This is a genomic window from Streptomyces herbicida (assembly GCF_032656585.1).
Taxonomy (GTDB): domain Bacteria; phylum Actinomycetota; class Actinomycetes; order Streptomycetales; family Streptomycetaceae; genus Streptomyces; species Streptomyces herbicida.
Genome location: NZ_JAUYWJ010000002.1, coordinates 87,091 through 105,231 on the forward strand (window position 1 = coordinate 87,091; position 18,141 = coordinate 105,231).

Genomic DNA, 18,141 nt, shown 5'->3' on the forward strand with positions numbered 1-18,141 from the left:
ATGCCGCGTGAGCTGCCTCTCCGTGCACTCGGAGGGCCCGTGAGGCCCCCGCGCGGCCCTCCGGCGACACCGTCGCCGAGCACCTCCGTGACGCCCTCCCGAGTGCGCTCGGAGGGCCGTTGAACCCTCGGACGGCTCAATGAAGGACCTTCGGCCCCTCGACAGGGCCGAATTCCTTGTGAAGAACTTCACGAACTTTCTCGAGAGCGTGCCCCGAAGGGGTGCGTCACCACCCCCGGAACGCGCTCATACGCTATGCGAACTGCTCAGCAGAGAGCTACTGATCGGTAGGAAAAGAGACCCGGACCACCCCGCGAGGGCGGCTCAGGCCACCGACCACGCGATGCCGTCGAGGATGTCGTGCTCGCTCACCACGACCTCCTCCGCCCCGATCCGCTCCATGATCGCAAGCAACACGAGGGCCCCGGCGCCGATCACGTCGACCCGGCCCGGATGCATGGACGGGATGCGGGCCCGCTCGGCGTGGGTGGAGCGCAGCAGCCACTCGGCGATCTCCCGGACCCGGTCGTGGGAGACACGGGAGTGGTGGATGCGGGCGGAGTCGTACTCGGGCAGCTCCTGGGCGATCGCCGACACGGTCGTGACCGACCCGGCGAGCCCGACGAGGGTGTGCGCCTCGCGCAGCGGGACCGACTCCTCGGCGAGGTCGAGGGCGGCCTCGATGTCGGCCCTCATGGCGGCGATCTGCTCCGCGGTGGGCGGGTCGCTCACGACGCCCTCGTGCACCAGATGACGCTCGGTCATCCGCACGCAGCCCACGTCCACGGACCGCGCGGCCCCGACGTGGTCGTCGCCGACGACGAACTCGGTGGAGCCGCCGCCGATGTCCACCACCAAGTAGGGCTTGGTGAGGTCGTCGCGGCCCGTGAGCTCCTTCGTGGCGCCCGTGAAGGAGAACTCGGCCTCCTGGTCGCCCGAGATGACCTCCGGCTCGACCCCGAGGATGTCGAGGACGCCCCGGACGAACTCGTCGCGGTTCTCGGCGTCCCGGGAGGCGGAGGTGGCCACGAACCGCAGCCGCTCGGCGCCGTGCTCCTTGATGATCGCCGCGTACTCGCGGCAGGCGGCGAAGGTCCGCTCCAGCGCCTCCGGAGCGAGCCGTCCGGTGCGGTCGACGCCCTGTCCGAGCCGCACGATGGTCATCCGGCGGTCCAGGTCGACGAGTTCACCCGTCTCCGGGTCCGCGTCGGCGACCAGCAGACGGATGGAGTTCGTACCGCAGTCGATCGCGGCGACCCGGGTCACTGGTCCTCCTCCTTCGGGACGGTCACACAGGCCCCCTTCATCCACCACTCGGGCAGCATCGCGAGCGCCTCGTCGCCGAGGGGGTTCACACCCGGTCCGGCGGCCAGCGAGTGGGCGACCAGCACGTGCAGGCACTTCACCCGGTCCGGCATGCCGCCGGCGCTCGGGAAGCCCGTCAGCACCTCGATCTCGTCCCGGCGCCGGATGTAGTCCTCGTGCGCGGCGCGGTAGGCGGCGGCCAGCTCCGGGTCCGTCTGCAGCCGCTCCGTCATCTCCTTCATGACGCCGTTCGCCTCGAGGGTGCCGATGGCCGAGGAGGCCTTGGGGCACGTCAGGTAGTACAGCGTGGGGAAGGGCGTGCCGTCGGGCAGGCGCGGGGCCGTCTCCACGACGTCCGGCTGGCCGCAGGGGCACCGGTGCGCGATCGCCCGCAGCCCGCGCGGCGGACGTCCGAGCTGCTGCTTGAAGGCCTCGACGTCCGCGTCGGTGGGCTCGGTGCGCGGAGTGGGGCGCGGAGGCGTTTCCATGACTGTCTTCAGGCTGTCTTTCTCTGGCTGTCGGTTCACTGGCCGGGGCCCTCTGAGCGCCGCCGGCTCACTGGTCGGAGGCGTCGGACTTGTCGACCCCGTCCCAGACGTTGGCGTACCAGGGGCGGTCGGCCGCCCCCAGATAAGCGTGCGCCTGCTTGGCCGCACCGGGGTCGATCACGACGTAACCGGTCTCCCCCGGCATCACATAGTGCAACCGCCGGCGGATCTGCTGCTCGGCGAAGGAGTCGTCCTGCCAGCGCGCCTTGAGGTCGCGCAACTGCTCGACCCGTTCCTGGGCCCGCTGCTTCTGCCGTTCCAGATTGGCGATCTCGGCGCGCTGGGAGACGTACTGCCGCATCGGATAGGCCAGGGCCACCACCATCGTGCACAGCACCAGGGCGAGCAGCGCGGCCCGGCCGGTGAGCCGGGAGCGGCGGGCTTGCCGCTTGGTCTGGGAGCGGTAGACCCGGGCCGCCGTCTGCTCGCCGAACAGCCGCAGTCTGGTCGCGGTGGAGAACCGGTCCCGGTCCTTCGCGGCCATGTCCCCGCCTCCCTCATACGTGCGTACGTCCCCGGACACGGTACGGGACCGCGTACGGGGACGTACGTACGACTGGCTAAGCCTTACCCCGGGAAGGGTCAGCCCTTGAAGCGGGGGAACGCGCTGCGGCCGGCGTACACCGCGGCGTCGTCGAGGATCTCCTCGATGCGCAGCAGCTGGTTGTACTTGGCGACGCGCTCGGAGCGGGCCGGGGCGCCGGTCTTGATCTGACCGCAGTTGGTGGCGACGGCCAGGTCGGCGATGGTGACGTCCTCGGTCTCGCCGGAGCGGTGCGACATCATGCACTTGAAGCCGTTGCGCTGGGCCAGCTCGACGGCGTCCAGGGTCTCGGTCAGGGAGCCGATCTGGTTCACCTTCACGAGCAGGGCGTTGGCGGTGCCCTCCTCGATGCCGCGGGCCAGGCGCTCGGGGTTGGTGACGAACAGGTCGTCGCCGACCAGCTGGACCTTGTCGCCGAGCTTGTCGGTGATGACCTTCCAGCCGGCCCAGTCGTCCTCGAACAGCGGGTCCTCGATGGAGACGAGCGGGTAGGCCGCCACGAGCTCCTCGTAGTACTCGGTCATCTCGGCGGCCGAGCGGGACTTGCCCTCGAACTCGTACTTGCCGTCCTTGTAGAACTCGGACGCGGCGACGTCGAGCGCGAGCGCGATCTGCTCACCGGGGACGTAGCCGGCCTGCTTGACGGCCTCGAGGATGAGGTCGAGGGCCTCGCGGTTGGAGCCGAGGTTCGGGGCGAAGCCACCCTCGTCGCCGAGACCGGTGGACAGGCCCTTGCTCTTCAGGACCTTCTTCAGGGTGTGGTACACCTCGGCGCCCCAGCGCAGGGCCTCGGAGAAGGACTCCGCGCCGATCGGGGCGATCATGAACTCCTGGATGTCCACGTTGGAGTCGGCGTGCGAGCCGCCGTTCAGGATGTTCATCATCGGCACCGGCAGCAGGTGCGCGTTCGGGCCGCCCAGGTAGCGGAAGAGGGGGAGGTCGCTGGCCTCGGAGGCGGCGTGGGCGACGGCGAGGGAGACGCCGAGGATGGCGTTGGCGCCGAGCGAGCCCTTGTTGTCGGTGGCGTCCAGGTCGAACATCGCCTGGTCGATCAGGCGCTGCTCGGTGGCGTCGTAGCCGACCAGCTCCGGGCCGATCTGCTCGATCACGGCGAGGACGGCCTTCTCGACGCCCTTGCCCAGGTAGCGGTTCGGGTCACCGTCGCGGAGCTCGATGGCCTCGAAGGCACCGGTGGAGGCGCCGGACGGAACGGCGGCACGACCCGTGCTGCCGTCGTCGAGGCCGACCTCGACCTCGACCGTGGGGTTGCCTCGGGAGTCCAGGATTTCCCGGGCTACGACGACGTCGATGGACGGCACGAGCATCTCCTTCTTGGGATGTGACGCTGGAAGTGCGGGGCTGGGGTGCCTTGCGACTAGAGCCTAACCGTCCCGGGGGCATCGGCCACCGACCGACCGTCCCGTGGACAGGGTTCGACCGTACCCATTGTTCCGGCTCGAAACAAAGGCGGGGTGGAGAACGGCTCGAGAAACATCGCGAGAAGAACGCGGCGAGAGGGACGGCTCCGGCGGAACGGCACGAGCACAGCGGCCCAAGCACGAGCACAGCGGCCCAAGCACGAGCACAGCGGCCCTGGAACAAACCCCGCCCCGGCGCGTACGGGGGAATACGCACCGGGGCGGGGAGACCGTGGGGACGGGGGGGGGCGGGCCCCACGTGCCCTCCACTGCGGGGAGCACGGTGGGGAGCGGCCTGTGATTCGGCTACCAGGCGCCTGTCACTTCAGGTGCAGCTGCTGGCCCGGGTAGATGAGGTCCGCGTCCTGGACGATGTCCTTGTTCAGCTTGAACAGCTTCTGCCAGCCGCCCTTGACCTTGTGCTTCTGGGCGATCGAGCCGAGGGTGTCGCCCTTGACGACCTTGTACTCGCCGTCCCCCTTCTTGACCTTCTTGCCGGTCGGGGTGGTGACGGTCTTGGCGGCCGGGCGCTGGGCGGAGCGGGAGGCGGCCGGCTTCTCCGTCGAGCGGGTGGCGGTGCTCGAGGAGCTCGCCGCGGCGCCGCCGTAGGGGGCGCTGGACAGGCCCGTGCCGCAGACCGGCCAGGCGCCCTTGCCCTGGGCGGCGAGGACCTTCTCGGCGATCTCTATCTGCTGCGCCTTGGTGGCCTTGTCCGCGGTGCCGGCGTACTTCGTGCCGCCGTACGCGGCCCACGTCGACGCCGAGAACTGCAGACCGCCGTAGTAGCCGTTGCCGGTGTTGATCGACCAGTTGCCGCCGGACTCGCACTTGGCGACGGCGTCCCACTCGGAGGCAGTGGCGGCGGCGGCGGTGCCGGAGGCCATCAGCGGGGCGGCGATGGCGGCGCCGGTGACACCGGCGAGCGCGATGGCACGCGTGGCCTTGGCCTTCGAGGGACGACGGTGCTTGCCCTTGACGGAAAACAGCATGGATGGATCCCCTCACCGACGCCTGCGAGGTGAGCTGTCGGGTTCGGGCCGGTTGAGTTGCCCGGCCACACCTCCACTGGGAGGCGTGGCTCCACCCCTAGCCGCTCCGGCTCAACTGCCCGGCGCGGCACTTACCTTGGGTCCCCCGCTCCTGCCTACGGCGCGTGACGCGACGACTGTTCCCGTGCGGCCGCTGGCAGGACTCGGCGTTGCGACAGCCGGGGCTCGTGGTGACGAGCGGACTCGACCGTAGACACGCGATCCGGGGAATTTCAAAGACGATCAGGGCTTCTGAGACTCATCCCACACTTTCACCAAACCGGACATTAGGCGTGAAAGTGGGGCGTCAACTCCCGCTACTTTCCGCCGTTTTCGGTACCGACGTCCAGGGTCTGACCGGCGGTGATGTCGTTCGGGTCGGCGCCGATGGCCGCCTTGTTGGCGGCATAGAGCGCACGCCATCCGCCGTCGACGTCAAGGGAGTCGGCGATGGACACGAGGGTGTCGCCGTCGCGGACCGTGTAGGTACGCGAGGCGTGACGGCCCACGGAGGCGGAGTCCTGACCGTTTGCTGTGCTTTCGTCCGCACTGGTCCCACGGTGACGACCGCCCCCGACGGCGCCGGTGTCGACCAGACTCCAAGACCCGCCGTTCTGCCACGAGTTGTCGGAGTCGCCCGATTTGGGGGCTTCTGTGGGTGCATCGCCGCTCCCCTGCGAGTCGCCCGAACCCGCAGAATCCGACTTGTCCGACTTAGCGGAATCCTCGCCCTTGTCCTCGTTCTTATCGTTGTCCTTCGCCTCGCTGTCCTTGTCGGCGCTTGTCGAGGGCGAGGCCTCCTCCGAGGAGTCCGACTTCGAAGGCGAGTCGGACGAGTCGGACGAAACAGAGGAGCCGGAGGAGCTCGAAGAATCGGACGAGCCAGACGAGCCAGACGAGCCGGACGAACCGGACCCCGAGACGCCGGTGTCGACGTCGACCGACCCGGAGCTCGCGGTGAGCCCGGAGAGCAGCGCACAGGTCGCCCAGGGCTTAGTGCCCCGGTCGGCGAGAACCTTCTCCGCGACGGCTATCTGCTGCGATCGGCTGGCCTCGTCCGGGCTGGAGGCGTACTCGAGGCCGCCGTACTTGTCCCAGTCGTCCTGGGACATCTGCAGGCCGCCGTAGTACCCGTTGCCGGAGTCGGCGCTCCAGGAGCCGCCACTCTCGCACTCGGCCACCTTGTCCCATGTGGTGCCGTCGGCCGCGTTGGCGCTCGCGGCACCGAGGAGCGGGATGGCGATGGCGGAGCCGGTCACTCCGGCCGCGACGAGGATGGCCGGAGCCTGACGGGGGCGACGGTGACGACCGTTCCCGGAGAGCATGCGGAAGCCTTTCGTGCGACAGCGATGACCGGCGCGGCACAGAAAGCCGACGTACCGCGCTGTCGACTGAACGTATCCACTGACGATCACTTGTCACAAGTTAATGCCGCGTAGATCACGTGAAGATCACATAGTTGATGATTCATCAGATCCGAGCCGCAGCAGGCCGCACTTCCCCCACTTACCGGACGGGAGTGAACTCCACGGGCAAAGTGCGCAGTCCACGCATGATGAGCCCGCCACGCCACCGCAAATCGGCCGGATCCACCGCAAGTCTGAGGTCCGGGAGGCGGGTGAGGAGGGTGGCGAGCGCGGTCTGGCCCTCCAGCCGGGCAAGGGGGGCACCCAGGCAGTAGTGGATGCCGTGGCCGTATCCAAGGTGTTGGTTGTCACGTCGGCCGAGGTCGAGAACGTCCGGATCGGCGAACCGCTCCGGGTCCCGGTCGGCGGCGGCGAGTACCACCAGGACGGGGTCGCCGGACGCGATGTCCTGCCCGCCGATGGCGAGTGCCTCCGTGGCGAACCGCCAGGTGGCCAGTTCGACCGGTCCGTCGTAGCGCAGGAGTTCCTCGACGCCGGTCTCCAGGAGGTCCCGTTCGTCGCGGGCGAGGGACGCCTGGAGACGGTGCCGCTGCTCGGGATGATTGAGAAGGGCGTAGGTGCCGTTGCCGATGAGGTTGACGGTCGTCTCGAACCCGGCGAACAGCAGGATGAAGGCCATCGCGGCGGCCTCGTTCTCGGTGAGGTGCTCGCCGTGGTCCGAGGCACGGATCAGCCCCGAGATGAGGTCCTCGCCGGGAGCGGGACTGTCGGGCAGGGCCGCGCGCTTCTTGTGGATGAGCTCGGCGAGATAGCCCCGCATCTTCTTGACCGACCGCGCGACCCCGCCGCGCGGCCCTCCCCCGTGCCGGATCATCATCCCCGCCCAGTCCCGGAAGTCGTCCTGGTCCTCGCGCGGAACGCCGAGCATGTCGCAGATGGCGTAGATGGGGAGGGGAAAGGCGAACTCGTGGATGAGGTCGGCGGTTCCCTCGGCAGCGAACCCGTCGATGAGCCGGTCCGTCAGTTCCTGTACGCGCGAGCCGAATTCGGCGACCCGGCGGGGCGTGAACGCCTTGCTGACCAGTCGGCGCAGCCGGGTGTGGTCCGGCGGGTCGATGTTGAGCAGATGCGTCATCAGCTCCGCCTTGCGCTCACCGGGGATGCCGGTCTTGCCCTTGGCGTGCGCGGGCTCGTCGTGATGCGCGGGGTTCTTCGAGAGCCGCTGGTCGGCCAGAGCCTGCTTGGCGTCGGCGTACCGGGTGACCAGCCAGGCCTCGACACCGCTCGGGAGTTTCGTCCGGTGCACGGGGGCGTGCTCGCGGAGCCAGGCGTAGGCCGGGTAGGGGTTGCCGGCGAACTCCCAGGTGAAGAGGTCGGGGGCGGCGGGGGCGGGGCTCGGCGGGTGGGGCTGGTTGGTCACTCCTCGACGGTATCCGGCTTTGCGGCGGATGCCGCGCGGAGGGCGGTGCGGGCACCGGCCGCCGAAACCGTCGGCTCCTCCAACTCCCTTTCCCAGCACACCCCCGCGCCCGTACGCAAGCCCCGTGCCCGTCCCTCGGGGGCGGCGTCTAGCCCTCCACGCCCTCCACCCCCTCGGCGGCCCGCACCGCGTCCCGGTACGCCCGTGCCGCCGCCCGCAGCGCCGCCTCCGGGTCCACCCCGTCCGCCTCGGCCCGTACCGCGAGCGCGAGCAGCTCGTACCCGATGCCCTCGCCGTGCGGCAGTGGCACCTCCAGTCCCGCCGTGCGCGCGCGGGAGGCGAGCTTCGCGGCGAGGGCGAGGCCGGGCTGGCCGAGCGGGACGCCTTCGGTCACGGAGGTGCGCCGCTTCTCCTCGGCCTTGGTGCGCAGCCAGTGTTCCTTGACCTCCTCGGGGGTCTGGGCCGTCTCGTCGCCGAAGACGTGGGGATGGCGGTGGATCAGCTTGGCGACTATGCCGCCGGCCACGTCGTCGACGGAGAACGGCGCCTCGGGGTCCTCCTCGGCGATGCGCGAGTGGAAGACGACCTGGAGCAGGACGTCGCCCAGTTCCTCCCTGAGCTCGTCGCGGTCGCCGGCCTCGATCGCCTCGACGAGTTCGTACGCCTCCTCGATGCCGTACTTCGCCAGGCCCTTGTGGGTCTGCCGGGACGACCAGGGGCACTCGAGACGGATACGGTCCATGACCTGAACGACGTCGAGGAGGCGTGCGCCCGGCAGGTCGTAGGAGGCGGGGAGCAGCTCCAGCTCCGGCATCCGCACGCGGCCGGAACCGGCGAGGCGGGCCAGACCGTCGGTGAGGGCCGGTTCCCCCTCGCCCGTCGCCACGACCACCACCGTGTGTCCGCCGGTGCAGGCGTCGACCAGTTCCTGGGCGGTGGGCGACGCCTCCTCCACCGCTATCCCGGCCTCGCGCAGATAGGGCAGCTGTGGGTGTGCCCCGTCCGCGCACAGCACACGGTCGGCGGAGTGCAGCGCCTGCCAGGCGGGCCAGGACAGCAGCCCGGGGGCGACGCGGTGGCTGGTGGTGAGCAGGACGACACGGCCGGGGGCCGCGGCCGGGCCCGGTTCCTGGGCGGCTTCGAGGCTGGTGGTGTTCACGCTTCGAACGTAACGCACGCCCGTCGGCCGCCTCGCGAGTTGTCCACAGGCAAGGGTGGGCGATGTGATCTTATGACCGCGATTCGGTGACCGGGCCTGGGGCCCGGAGGACCGGGAGGGTCTGAGGACCCGGGGACCCGGGGACCCGGAGGCCCGGGGACCCGGAGGCCTGAGGACCCGAGAGGCCTGGGGCCCCGGCGGACCGGGAGGCCGGGGCCCGGGGCCTACGCCGATTGCTGCTGCGTCCCACTCGTCGTGACGTCCCGCACCCACGGCGTCTTCGCGTCCACGCGGCTGCTCCTCTGCACGTCCCAGGAGCCGTAGCGCGGGTTGAGGTCGATGTTCAGTTCGCCGGAGGCGGTGGACAGCGCCTTCCAGAACGCGGGCTCGGAGGTGCTGGTGCCGAGCTTCTGGGCGAGTTTCTGGGCCTCGACCTGAAGACGCAGGTTCTCGTCGAGCCGCGTGGGGGCGACGCCGTATTTCTGCAGCCAGTCCGTCTCCAGCGCCGCGGCGCCGCCGAACTGCTGCTCCAGACCGGCGCGCATCTGCTGGATCTCCTTGCGGGAGACCGTGATGCCCTGGTCCCGCGCGGCGCGGTGCAGCACCCGGTCGAGAACCATGTTGTGCAGGGTGTCGCGGGTGAGGCTGCTGGTGGAGGCGACGACCTGCTGGTACTGCGCCTCGTCCGGCACCGCGGCCCGCTGCGCCCGGCGCACCTCGTTCACCCGGTTCTCCAGCTGGGCGACGGTGATCCGCCGGCCGCCGACGACGGCCGCCGCGCCCGGATGCGCATCGTTTCCGCAGGCGGCGAGGACAGGAGCCGCGGCGGCGATCGCGGCGGACAGGACGAGCGCGGTGCGACGGCGGCGGGGCAAGGAAACCTCCTGAGGAGATTGTGCGACGGTGCACAAAGTCTTGCGGTGATCGATGGTAGGCAGTGGGCAAGCTCTGGCCAACCCATTCGACCAACGATTCACGCACGCTTCGGGCACCGCCGCGTCGCCGCCGTGGCGCGGAGGTCAGCCGGTGATGGCCACCGGGGCGTCCCACGCGTCGCGGTCCACGGTGATCGTGTAGCCGCCGCGGGTCTCCTTGCTGTTGACCATGTACTGGTGGGCACGGCTGTGGCCGGTGTACTGGCTCGCCCCGAACGGCCAGTCCGCGGTCGTGGTGTTCTGCTTGTCCCACAGGGCGTACCAGAGGTTGCCCGGCAGATCGGTCTTGTCCGTGGCGTTGGCGATCGCCTTCGCGCTGGAGCTGGTGAAGCCGTAGTAGCCCGCGCGGTACGTCTTCACGCGCAGTTCCTTGTCGAAGGCGCGCACGTAGGTGAGCACGGCGTTGTTGCACGACGTGTTCGTCGTGTCGTACGCCTCCATGTCGAGGTAGATCGGGCTGCCGGCCTTCATGCCCAGGGCGGAGGCCTTGGCCACCGCGTCGTCCGCGTCGGTCTTGCCGAGGGAGGCCGCGTTGGCGGCGGTGAGCTTCTCGGGGTTGGAACCGCTCTGACAGGGCGGCTGGGCACCGACGTAGAGCGGGATGAGCTTCCAGCCGACCGTGCTGACGGACTTGACCCAGGAGGCGGTGAGGTTGGGCTGGGCGCAGCCGCGGTTCTTGCCGCCGACGTAGACGGCGGCGGCGCCGTAGAAGCCGTCCGTGCGCCAGGCCTTCATGGCGGTCAGGGAGGGCGCGGCGCAGGTGTCGAAGGCGCGGCCGGTGTACGTCCGCTGCGCGGGCCAGGTCGTGGCGGCCATCGACGCCTGCGCGGCGATGCCGGCCCCGGCGACGACGGCGGCACCTGCGACCGCCCATGCCACGTACCTGCGCTTCTTCGACTGCCGATGGCCGGACATGTCTGGAACCCCACCCCTGTGTGTGCACTGTGCAGCTAAACGGACGGCAAACTATCCGGTACGGCGTCCTTCTTTGGGAAACACCGCCCCCTGAAGATCACAAGCTTCCCCCAGGGAACGGCAAAATCTAGCCGCGCACCTGCCCCAGCCACTGCAGCGTCCGCCGGACCTCCGCGGCCAGCGGGTGTCCGGGTCCGTGCAGGCGCTCCACGTCCAGCACCAGTCGCGCGAGCGTGTCATGGGCGGAAGCCCGGTCGCCGAGGGCCAGCAGCAAATGGCCGATGCGACGGCGGACGTCATGGGCGAGTTGCGGGTCACCGGAGACGTACTGGTTCTCGTAGTACGGCAGCAGCGCGCGGTACTCCGCGAGCGCAGCCGCCGGTTCGCCGAGCTGCTCCAGGCACTGGGCTGCGTCGTAGCGGAACCGCAGGGACTGCGGGTCGGCCTGGCCGGCCTCGGAGGCGCGTTCGTCGGCGAGGCGGCGCAGCTCGGGCAGCGCGCGCCGGTACTGGCCGTCGTCCATGAGCGTGGCCGCGTACTGCTTGCGCAGGGTGCGGACGACCGGCGAGTGCTCGCCGTGCTGTTCGGCCGCGGTGGGCAGGATCGCGCCGAGGATGTCGACGGCCTGGGTGATACGGCCCTCGCCGAGGAGGCGCTTGACCTCGTCGACGGCGGCGGCGACATCGGGCTTGTCGGGCACGGGCGCCACCGGGGCGGGCTGGGGCGCCGGGGTGCGCGCTCGGTCCGGCCAGGGGGCGTGCGGGCGCAGGAAGGGGCGGGTGGGGTCCAGGGGTGCCCCGGTGGGTATCCCGCGCGCGGGCAGGAGCAGTGCCAGGTTCTCGTACACCTCCTGCGCGGAGGCGGGGCGGTGCTGCGGGTCCTTGGCGAGCAGACGCAGTACGAGTGCCTCGAGCGTCTCCGGCACCTCGGGGCGGATCCGGCGCACGGGCAGGGGCGGCTCGTACAGGTGCCGGTGCAGCACCCCGAGCGCCGTGGAGCCTGCGAACGGCACGTCCCCGCTGAGCAGTTCGTGCATCAGCACGCCCAGCGCATACAGATCGGTGTACGGGCCGACCGCGCCGCCCATCGCCTGCTCGGGGGCCATGTAGGCGGGCGAACCGATGGGCGAGCCGGTGTGGGTCAGACGGGTGGTGTCGGTGTCCATGACGGAGGCGACACCGAGGTCGAGGACGGTGACCGTGCCGTCCTGCTTCACCATCACGTTGCGCGGCTTGAGGTCACGGTGGACGATCGGCACCGCGTGCACGGCGCTCAGCACGGCGCACAGCTGCGCGGCGACCGCGACCGCCCACTGCCACGGGTACGGGTCGTGCTCGGCGAGATGGTCGGAGAGGTCGGCGCCGTCGACGTACTGCATGACGAGGAACAGCTCCTCGCCCTCACTGCCCGCGTCGTGCACCGTGACCAGACCGGGGTGGTCGACCTGTGCGGTCACCCGGCACTCGCGCACGAACCGGCGGCGCAGCTCGTCGGCCTCCTGCCCCGCCACCTTGTCGGGGCGCAGCAGCTTGACCGCCACGCGCCGGTCGAGCCGCTTGTCGTACGCCGTCCAGACCTGGCCCATGCCGCCCTGCCCGATGAGCGTGGACAGTTCGTAGCGGCCGGCGACGACACGTCCTGTCGCCACGGTCACCGTCCGCCCTCGTAGTTGCCCTCGTGATGCCCGTCGTGCTTGCGCAGGTAGTCACTGAGCTCGTCCAGCTCGGCGCGCACCTGGTCGATACGGGCGGGTGCCGGACGCTGGGGCGGCGCCGTTGTCGGCGGCTGGGGCGGGGGAGTGTGAGGTGTGTGGGGCATCGGGGGCGGGGTGTGCGGGGACTGCGGGGTGCTCGGCACGGTCGCCGCGGTGTACGGCGACGCGGGGTGCGGATAGGCGTACGCCGGCCCCATCGGCTGCTGCGCGCGGTAGGCGTCCCGCAACCGCTGGAAGTGTCGTATGTCCGCCGCGAGGTAGTACGCCGTCGCGGCGACGAGGGTGCCGAGGAGCAAGTAGATGCCCAGGTAGCCGCCGGCGGTGTGGATCTCGTCGCCGGATTCGCTGCCCAGCAGCACGATGCTGAGGACGTCGGCGGCCAGTACCGCCACGAACAGGCCCCAGTCCAGCGACTTGCGGGTCACTATGGCCAGGCGCAACAGCATCGCCCAGGCCGCGAAGCCGATACAGGTGAACCCGATCACCACGAACAGCACGCGCAGGAAGACCAGCACCGCGGTGTCCGGTGGCCGCTTCACCGGCTGTGCGTAGCCGTGGCCTTGCATGTGTGCTCCTGATGCCTGAAGAGGGCGTACATGTCCGTCCGGCGGCGTCCGCGGCACGGACAACGCCGGTCATGCGATTGTCGCTTCGAGCATATGGCCCGACACGGACAAGCGGTCCGGGTTGTACCGAACCGTTGTCGTGCCGATCACTTCCCACAACATCGCAGGTACGGACAGGGACGCGCGGAGCCGGACGTTCCGGGCGGGAGCGGGCGGGAGCGGGCGGCAGCACAGGACCCGCCGCCCCCGCCGGTTCACTCGGGCGCCACCGTGCCGTCGGTCAGGCCGTCGTACATCCCGCGCGCGAGCTGCTCCCCGAGCCGGCCCGCGCGCCTGAGCGCCCGCTCGAACTCGTCCAGGGCGCGGAAGCGCGCGCCATAGCGCCGCTGTTCGTCGAGCGGGAGCCGCGGCAGTTGGAGGCGGCGCACGTCGAGGCGTGTGGCGGTGGACGCGTAGCTGCTGGCCTGGCGGTTGTTGGCGGTGCCGCGCAGGAAGCCGGCGAGGAACCACGAGTCGAGCGCCGTGGAATCGGGGCGCAGGAGCACCAGGTTGCGCCCCAGGGCGGCACCCCCCGTCGCCTCGTCGATCACGCGCGCCACCGAGCCGCCGCCGAGCACCGGGACGACGACGTCGCCCGGCTCGGTGAGCACGGCCTCCTCGTCGCTCTCGGGGAGCGTCCCGGAGGGCGCGGTTCCGGCGAGGACGTCGTGGTCGGTGAGGACGGGCACGCGCGCGCGGCCGCCATTGCCGCCGGTACGCAGCACCAGGGCGCCCCCGCGCGCGAGCTCACCGATGGTGGTGAGCGGCCAGCGCACGGGCCGCGCGGAGTCGGCGGGCGGCGGAGTGAGGGCGGTGGTCAGGCGCAGGGTCTCGCCGAGCCGCTCGCGCACGGCCGTGAGCTGCTCCGCTCCGTCGGCCGCGGCGGGCGGCGGGAGGTGGCGGGCGGGGGCGAGGTCCACGTCGTCGTCGAGGAGCTCGATCACGGGCACCGAACGGGCCAGCCCCGGGCGCTCGTCCAGCCGCCCGGCGCGTTCGAAGGCGCGCCAGGAGTCGAGGACGGCGTCCCGCACCGCATGCCAGTCCGGCCTGCCGCGCCCCTCGGTGGCGAACTGCCCGGTGTCGGCGAGCAGCACCTCTGGCTGCGCGGGCGCCTTGTCCGGGCGGCGCAGCACCCATACGTGCAGCGGGATGTTGTACGGCGGCGCCGCACCCACCGGCAGCGCGACCACGGCCCGCAGCGCACCGCGCCGCAGCAGGTCGGCACGGATGCGCCGGCCGGAGCGGCGGGAGGCGGCGGCGGGCGGCATCAGCAGCACGGCGGTGCCGCCGTCCTTCAGCCGGGCCAGCGCGTGCTGGACCCAGGCGAGCTCGGACTCGGTGCGCGCCGGGAAGCCGTACTCCCAGCGGGGGTCGTAGGCGAGTTCGTCATGCCCCCAGTTGCGCTCGTTGAACGGCGGGTGGCACAGGACGGCGTCGGCGTGCAGCTCCGGATACGCGTCACCGCGCAGGGTGTCGCCGGCCGCGCCGCGCACGCCGGCCCGGGCATGCAGCGCGAGCCGGAACGCGGTGAGCGCGGCGAGGTCGGGCGCGCTGTCCTGGGCGTACAGCTGCTGGTCGGGGCGGGTCTCGACGGCACGCAGCAGGGCGCCGGTGCCACAGGCCGGATCGAGCACGGTGCGGGCGGGGCCGGCGAGGTCGGCCATGAGCCGGGCGAGCTCGGCGGGGGTGAGCGTGTACTGGCGCGGGTTGGCGTCCAGGTGCCGCCCCAGCAGGAACTCGAAGGTCTGCCGCGCTCCCGTCTCGGCCGCCAGCTCGGCGGCGCCGCGCAGGAGGGGGACGGAGGGGAGGAGTTGGGGGGCGGTGGGGATGTGAACTGCAGGGGTGCCGTTCACGACCGGGGCGGTGTTCACAGCGGGCGGGGCGGTGACCGCGGGAGGGGTGTGAACTGCGGCCGAATGGTTGGCCGGCGGTGGGGTGTGAACCTGGGCCGGGGTGTTCACGGCGTTCACATCGCGAGGGGCGTCCGCCATGGCCCGCGTGTTCACAGCTCCGGGGCTGTGAGCCGCCCCCGGCCTGTTCACATCGGCCGGAGTGTTCACAGCCGCCGCCCCACCCGCGGCCTGTCGGCTGTGAACACGGCGACCCCGCGCCACACCGAACCGCGGCGCGATCACCTGCTCCAGCGCGGCGGGCAGCATCGCGGCCAGCCGCTCGTCGGAGCCGGCGCTGATCTCCAGCCAGTCGGTCGGGCGTTCATGGATGAGCAGCAGCGCACAGCCCGCGTGCACCAGGGCCGTGACCGGGCCCTCCGGGTGGCCGGCGAGCTGCTGCCAGACGCGTTCACGCAAGGGGACTTCGGCGAGCTTGCCCTGTTTGCGCAGCCATGCCTCGACCTCGGCAAGGGCGAAGGACGGGCTGGTCTCGGTGCCGCCGACCGGTTTCGGGAAGTCGGCATGCCGGCGGCGCCAGTTACTGACGGCGGCGCGGCCGACGCCGGCGAGCCGTGCAATTCCGGCGGCGGTCACTTCTGTCGCGTTGTCCTGCACCCGCCCCGCTCCCCTCGTCCCGTGTGTGACACCGAGCATACCGGCGAACATGTGATCCACCCATTCACGCCCGTGTACGAGACTCATCGTGTGAATCGTGTTGACTCGGTTCACAGGCTCTGCTCTTATTGACCCAGCGAACGAGCGGTCGCCAGAGGGAGGCGGTCGCCGTCTCGGGGAGGGGACAGCCATGGGCATGAAGGGCAAGGTCGCGCTGGGCGCCGTCGTGGGGATCGTCGTCATCGGGGCCGTGTCGGCGAACGCCGGCAGCGGCGGCAGCGGCGGCAGGTCCGACAGCAGCGGCAAGGGCTCTTCGACGTCCGCCGAGCACAAGACCGGCGGGAAGAAGGACTCGGGCAGATCGGAAGCCGCCTCGAAGAAGAAGGCCGCGTTCGACGGGGACGGCGACTTCCAGATCGGTTCGGACGTCAAGCCCGGCACCTACCGCACCAGCGGCAACACCGACGACATGTGCTACTGGGAGCGCGCCAAGGACGCCTCGGGCGAGACGGACTCGCTGTTGGCCAACGACAACGTCAGCGGGACCAGTTACGTCACCATCAAGCCCACCGACAAGCTGTTCAAGTCCAGCGGCTGCAAGGACTGGGAGGCCGTCGACCCGAAGGCGAAGGGTTCACGCGCCTCGACGATGGACGGCCACGGCGGCATGTTCAAGGTCGGCACCGACATCGCCCCCGGGACCTACAAGTCCACCGGCAACGCCGACGACTCCTGCTACTGGGAGCGCACCAAGGACGCCGAGCACGGCCTCAACTCGATCATCGCGAACAACAACGTGACCGGCACCGCCGTCGTCACCATCCGCTCCACCGACGCCTACTTCAAGACCGACGGCTGCGGGGACTGGAAGAAGACGGCCTGACCCAGCCTGACCCAGCCTGACCCGGGCGCCCAGCCGCCTGGCCGCCTGGCCGCCTGGCCGAGTGTGCGCCGTCGGTGCCGTGCGGCATCACCGTCGCCGTGCGGCAGCACCGATCGCCGTACGGCACCGCATCCCCGCTCCACCGGAGCACCATCCACCCACTCCGCTCACCACACTCACCAAGGAACTCCCATGCGTCGCACCGCACTTGCCGCCCTCTGTCTCGCCGCCGCGGCCACCGCGGGGCTCACCGGCTGTCTGCCGGGGCAGGACAAGGCGGACAGCAAGCCGAAGGGTCCGTTCGCCGGGCTCACCGGCGGTGACATCGCCGACCGGGCGCTGAAGGCCACCACCGGCGCCTCGTCGCTGCGCCTGAAGGGCGATGTCGCCGACGACGAGAGCAACGGCACCATCCAGCTCGACATGGCCTTGAACAAGAAGGGCGAATGCGCCGGCACCATGAGCATGGGCGGTCAGGGCAAGGCCGACCTGATCAAGACCGGGGACACCATCTACATGAAGTACGACGAGGCGTTCCTGCGCGCCCAGAGCAAGGGCGAGTCCAAGGCCGACACCGACGCCGCCGTGGCGATGCTGGCCGGCAAGTGGACCAAGATGGCCGTGAAGGGCCAGGACGCCAAGGACATCGCGAGCTTCTGCGACCTGGACTCGGTGCTCGGTGGCGCCGCAGACGTCAACTCGGACGCCACCCGGGGGAAGACGACAACGGTCGACGGAACGCCGGCGATCGTCCTGCACGAGAAGGACGGCAAGGACCAGTACACGCTGTACGTCGCCACCGAGGGCAAGCCGTATCTGCTGAAGATCGACAGCACGTCCGTCAAGGACCCGGTGCACCTCACCCTCGGTGCCTACAACCAGCCGGTGCCGGCGAAGAAGCCCGTCGGCAAGATCCTCGACCTGGACGCGCTGGGCAGCTGAGCCGGGATGCGGCGCCACTCACAGGGGATGCCGCATCCACACATTGGGCTCGACGTACACGGCGTATCCGCGCTCCGGTTCGCAGCGGACCGGGACCAGTGCGCCGGGTACGTCTATGTCGCCCTCCGTGTCGAAGGGCAGCCCGGTCCAGCGGCGCCACTCCTCCAGCGAGGCGGCCACGGTCATGGACGCCGGGGCGACGGAGTCGATGGTGGCACCGGCCCGGGCGTGGACGCGCAACCACGGGTCGTGCGGCAGACCGTCGGCGCGCACCCGGTACGCGTACTCCTCGATCGGGGTGCGGGGCTCGAGGTGCTTGGCGCTGGGGCGGACCGGGGCGACGACCTCGCTGAAGCCGTGCGCCCGGGCGTTGTCACGCATCGCCGAGAGCATCCGGCCGGACAGACCGGTCCCCTGGACGTGCGGCGCCACGACGATGGAGATGGCGCTGACCGTGTCGGGACGGATGTCACGGCGCAGATCGGCGAAGGCCCAGCCGAGCACCTGGTCCCAGCCGCGGGCGGGCAAAGTACCGCGGCCCTCGGCACCGAGAGCGAAGGGCACGCTGTAGCCGTGCGCGACCACTTCGCCCCGCTCGTCCTCGGCGAACAGCACGTACTCCGGCAGTTCGGTGGGGATACGACCGTAGTAGGCGTTGCCCACAGGGTCGTTGACGGTGAACTCCGGCCAGGTGTCGGCCATACCGAGAACCTGCTCCAGCTTGCCGGGCTGCTCGGCGAGGCTCGTTACCTTCACGTCCATGCGGGCGACCGTATGCGGTGGGGCCGACGGCCGGGAAACGGTTTTACCTCCTCGGGGCCCCTCCCCCCGCCCTCCCCCTCCCCTCCCCC

At 70.8% G+C, this 18,141-nt stretch carries 16 protein-coding genes and 1 riboswitch; of the genes, 2 read left to right on the forward strand and 14 right to left on the reverse strand.

The features are described 5' to 3' along the window. Positions 1–324: 324 nt before the first annotated feature. From Q8A52_RS04085 to Q8A52_RS04145, 13 genes are all read right to left on the reverse strand, one after another. Complete coding sequence (locus Q8A52_RS04085; protein ID WP_316748906.1) at positions 325–1,266, reverse strand: Ppx/GppA phosphatase family protein; 942 nt, start codon at positions 1,264–1,266, stop codon at positions 325–327. After that, positions 1,263–1,793, reverse strand: a complete 531-nt coding sequence (locus Q8A52_RS04090; protein ID WP_316748908.1) for a DUF501 domain-containing protein — start codon at positions 1,791–1,793, stop codon at positions 1,263–1,265. The genes Q8A52_RS04085 and Q8A52_RS04090 overlap by 4 nt, the downstream gene beginning before the upstream one ends. A 67-nt stretch (positions 1,794–1,860) precedes the next feature. Further along, on the reverse strand, positions 1,861–2,337 hold the full coding sequence (locus Q8A52_RS04095) for an FtsB family cell division protein (RefSeq protein ID WP_316748910.1): 477 nt from the start codon (positions 2,335–2,337) through the stop codon (positions 1,861–1,863). 98 nt (positions 2,338–2,435) lie between these two features. Further along, positions 2,436–3,722: a phosphopyruvate hydratase gene (gene eno / locus Q8A52_RS04100; RefSeq protein ID WP_316748914.1), complete on the reverse strand. Its 1,287-nt coding sequence runs from the start codon at positions 3,720–3,722 to the stop codon at positions 2,436–2,438. A gap of 413 nt (positions 3,723–4,135) precedes the next feature. Then, positions 4,136–4,804, reverse strand: coding sequence for a transglycosylase family protein (locus tag Q8A52_RS04105; protein ID WP_316748916.1), 669 nt, complete (start codon positions 4,802–4,804; stop codon positions 4,136–4,138). A 4-nt stretch (positions 4,805–4,808) separates the two neighbouring features. Further along, a riboswitch (cyclic di-AMP (ydaO/yuaA leader) is annotated at positions 4,809–4,977 on the reverse strand. 183 nt (positions 4,978–5,160) lie between these two features. Beyond that, complete coding sequence (locus tag Q8A52_RS04110) at positions 5,161–6,168, reverse strand: transglycosylase family protein (protein WP_316748918.1); 1,008 nt, start codon at positions 6,166–6,168, stop codon at positions 5,161–5,163. A gap of 181 nt (positions 6,169–6,349) precedes the next feature. Continuing rightward, positions 6,350–7,630: a cytochrome P450 family protein gene (locus tag Q8A52_RS04115; protein ID WP_316748919.1), complete on the reverse strand. Its 1,281-nt coding sequence runs from the start codon at positions 7,628–7,630 to the stop codon at positions 6,350–6,352. Between the two features lie 148 nt (positions 7,631–7,778). Continuing rightward, the gene (locus tag Q8A52_RS04120; protein WP_316748920.1) at positions 7,779–8,789 is read right to left on the reverse strand and encodes a nucleoside triphosphate pyrophosphohydrolase; all 1,011 of its coding nucleotides are present in this window, start codon (positions 8,787–8,789) and stop codon (positions 7,779–7,781) included. Positions 8,790–9,013: 224 nt separating this feature from the next. Next, positions 9,014–9,664 (reverse strand): SurA N-terminal domain-containing protein, encoded by a 651-nt coding sequence (locus tag Q8A52_RS04125; RefSeq protein WP_316748922.1) that lies wholly within the window; start codon positions 9,662–9,664, stop codon positions 9,014–9,016. Positions 9,665–9,808: 144 nt separating this feature from the next. Beyond that, entirely contained in the window at positions 9,809–10,639 is an 831-nt protein-coding gene (locus tag Q8A52_RS04130; RefSeq protein ID WP_316748924.1) for a glycoside hydrolase domain-containing protein, read from the reverse strand. A gap of 127 nt (positions 10,640–10,766) precedes the next feature. Further along, positions 10,767–12,251, reverse strand: a complete 1,485-nt coding sequence (locus Q8A52_RS04135) for a serine/threonine-protein kinase (protein WP_316749942.1) — start codon at positions 12,249–12,251, stop codon at positions 10,767–10,769. Between the two features lie 38 nt (positions 12,252–12,289). After that, positions 12,290–12,919, reverse strand: coding sequence for a hypothetical protein (locus tag Q8A52_RS04140; RefSeq protein WP_316748926.1), 630 nt, complete (start codon positions 12,917–12,919; stop codon positions 12,290–12,292). Positions 12,920–13,173: 254 nt separating this feature from the next. Then, the gene (locus tag Q8A52_RS04145; protein WP_316749945.1) at positions 13,174–15,465 is read right to left on the reverse strand and encodes an N-6 DNA methylase; all 2,292 of its coding nucleotides are present in this window, start codon (positions 15,463–15,465) and stop codon (positions 13,174–13,176) included. Positions 15,466–15,655: 190 nt separating this feature from the next. Between Q8A52_RS04145 and Q8A52_RS04150 the strand changes: the two genes are divergently transcribed. Both Q8A52_RS04150 and Q8A52_RS04155 read left to right on the forward strand, forming a co-directional pair. Beyond that, positions 15,656–16,348, forward strand: coding sequence for a hypothetical protein (locus Q8A52_RS04150; protein ID WP_316748928.1), 693 nt, complete (start codon positions 15,656–15,658; stop codon positions 16,346–16,348). A gap of 192 nt (positions 16,349–16,540) precedes the next feature. Next, positions 16,541–17,290, forward strand: coding sequence for a hypothetical protein (locus tag Q8A52_RS04155; protein WP_316748929.1), 750 nt, complete (start codon positions 16,541–16,543; stop codon positions 17,288–17,290). An 18-nt stretch (positions 17,291–17,308) separates the two neighbouring features. On the opposite strand, the gene Q8A52_RS04160 is transcribed toward Q8A52_RS04155, so the two are convergent. Further along, a complete protein-coding gene (locus tag Q8A52_RS04160) occupies positions 17,309–18,052 on the reverse strand; it encodes a GNAT family N-acetyltransferase (RefSeq protein WP_316748931.1) in 744 nt (247 codons plus the stop codon). Positions 18,053–18,141 lie beyond the last annotated feature (89 nt).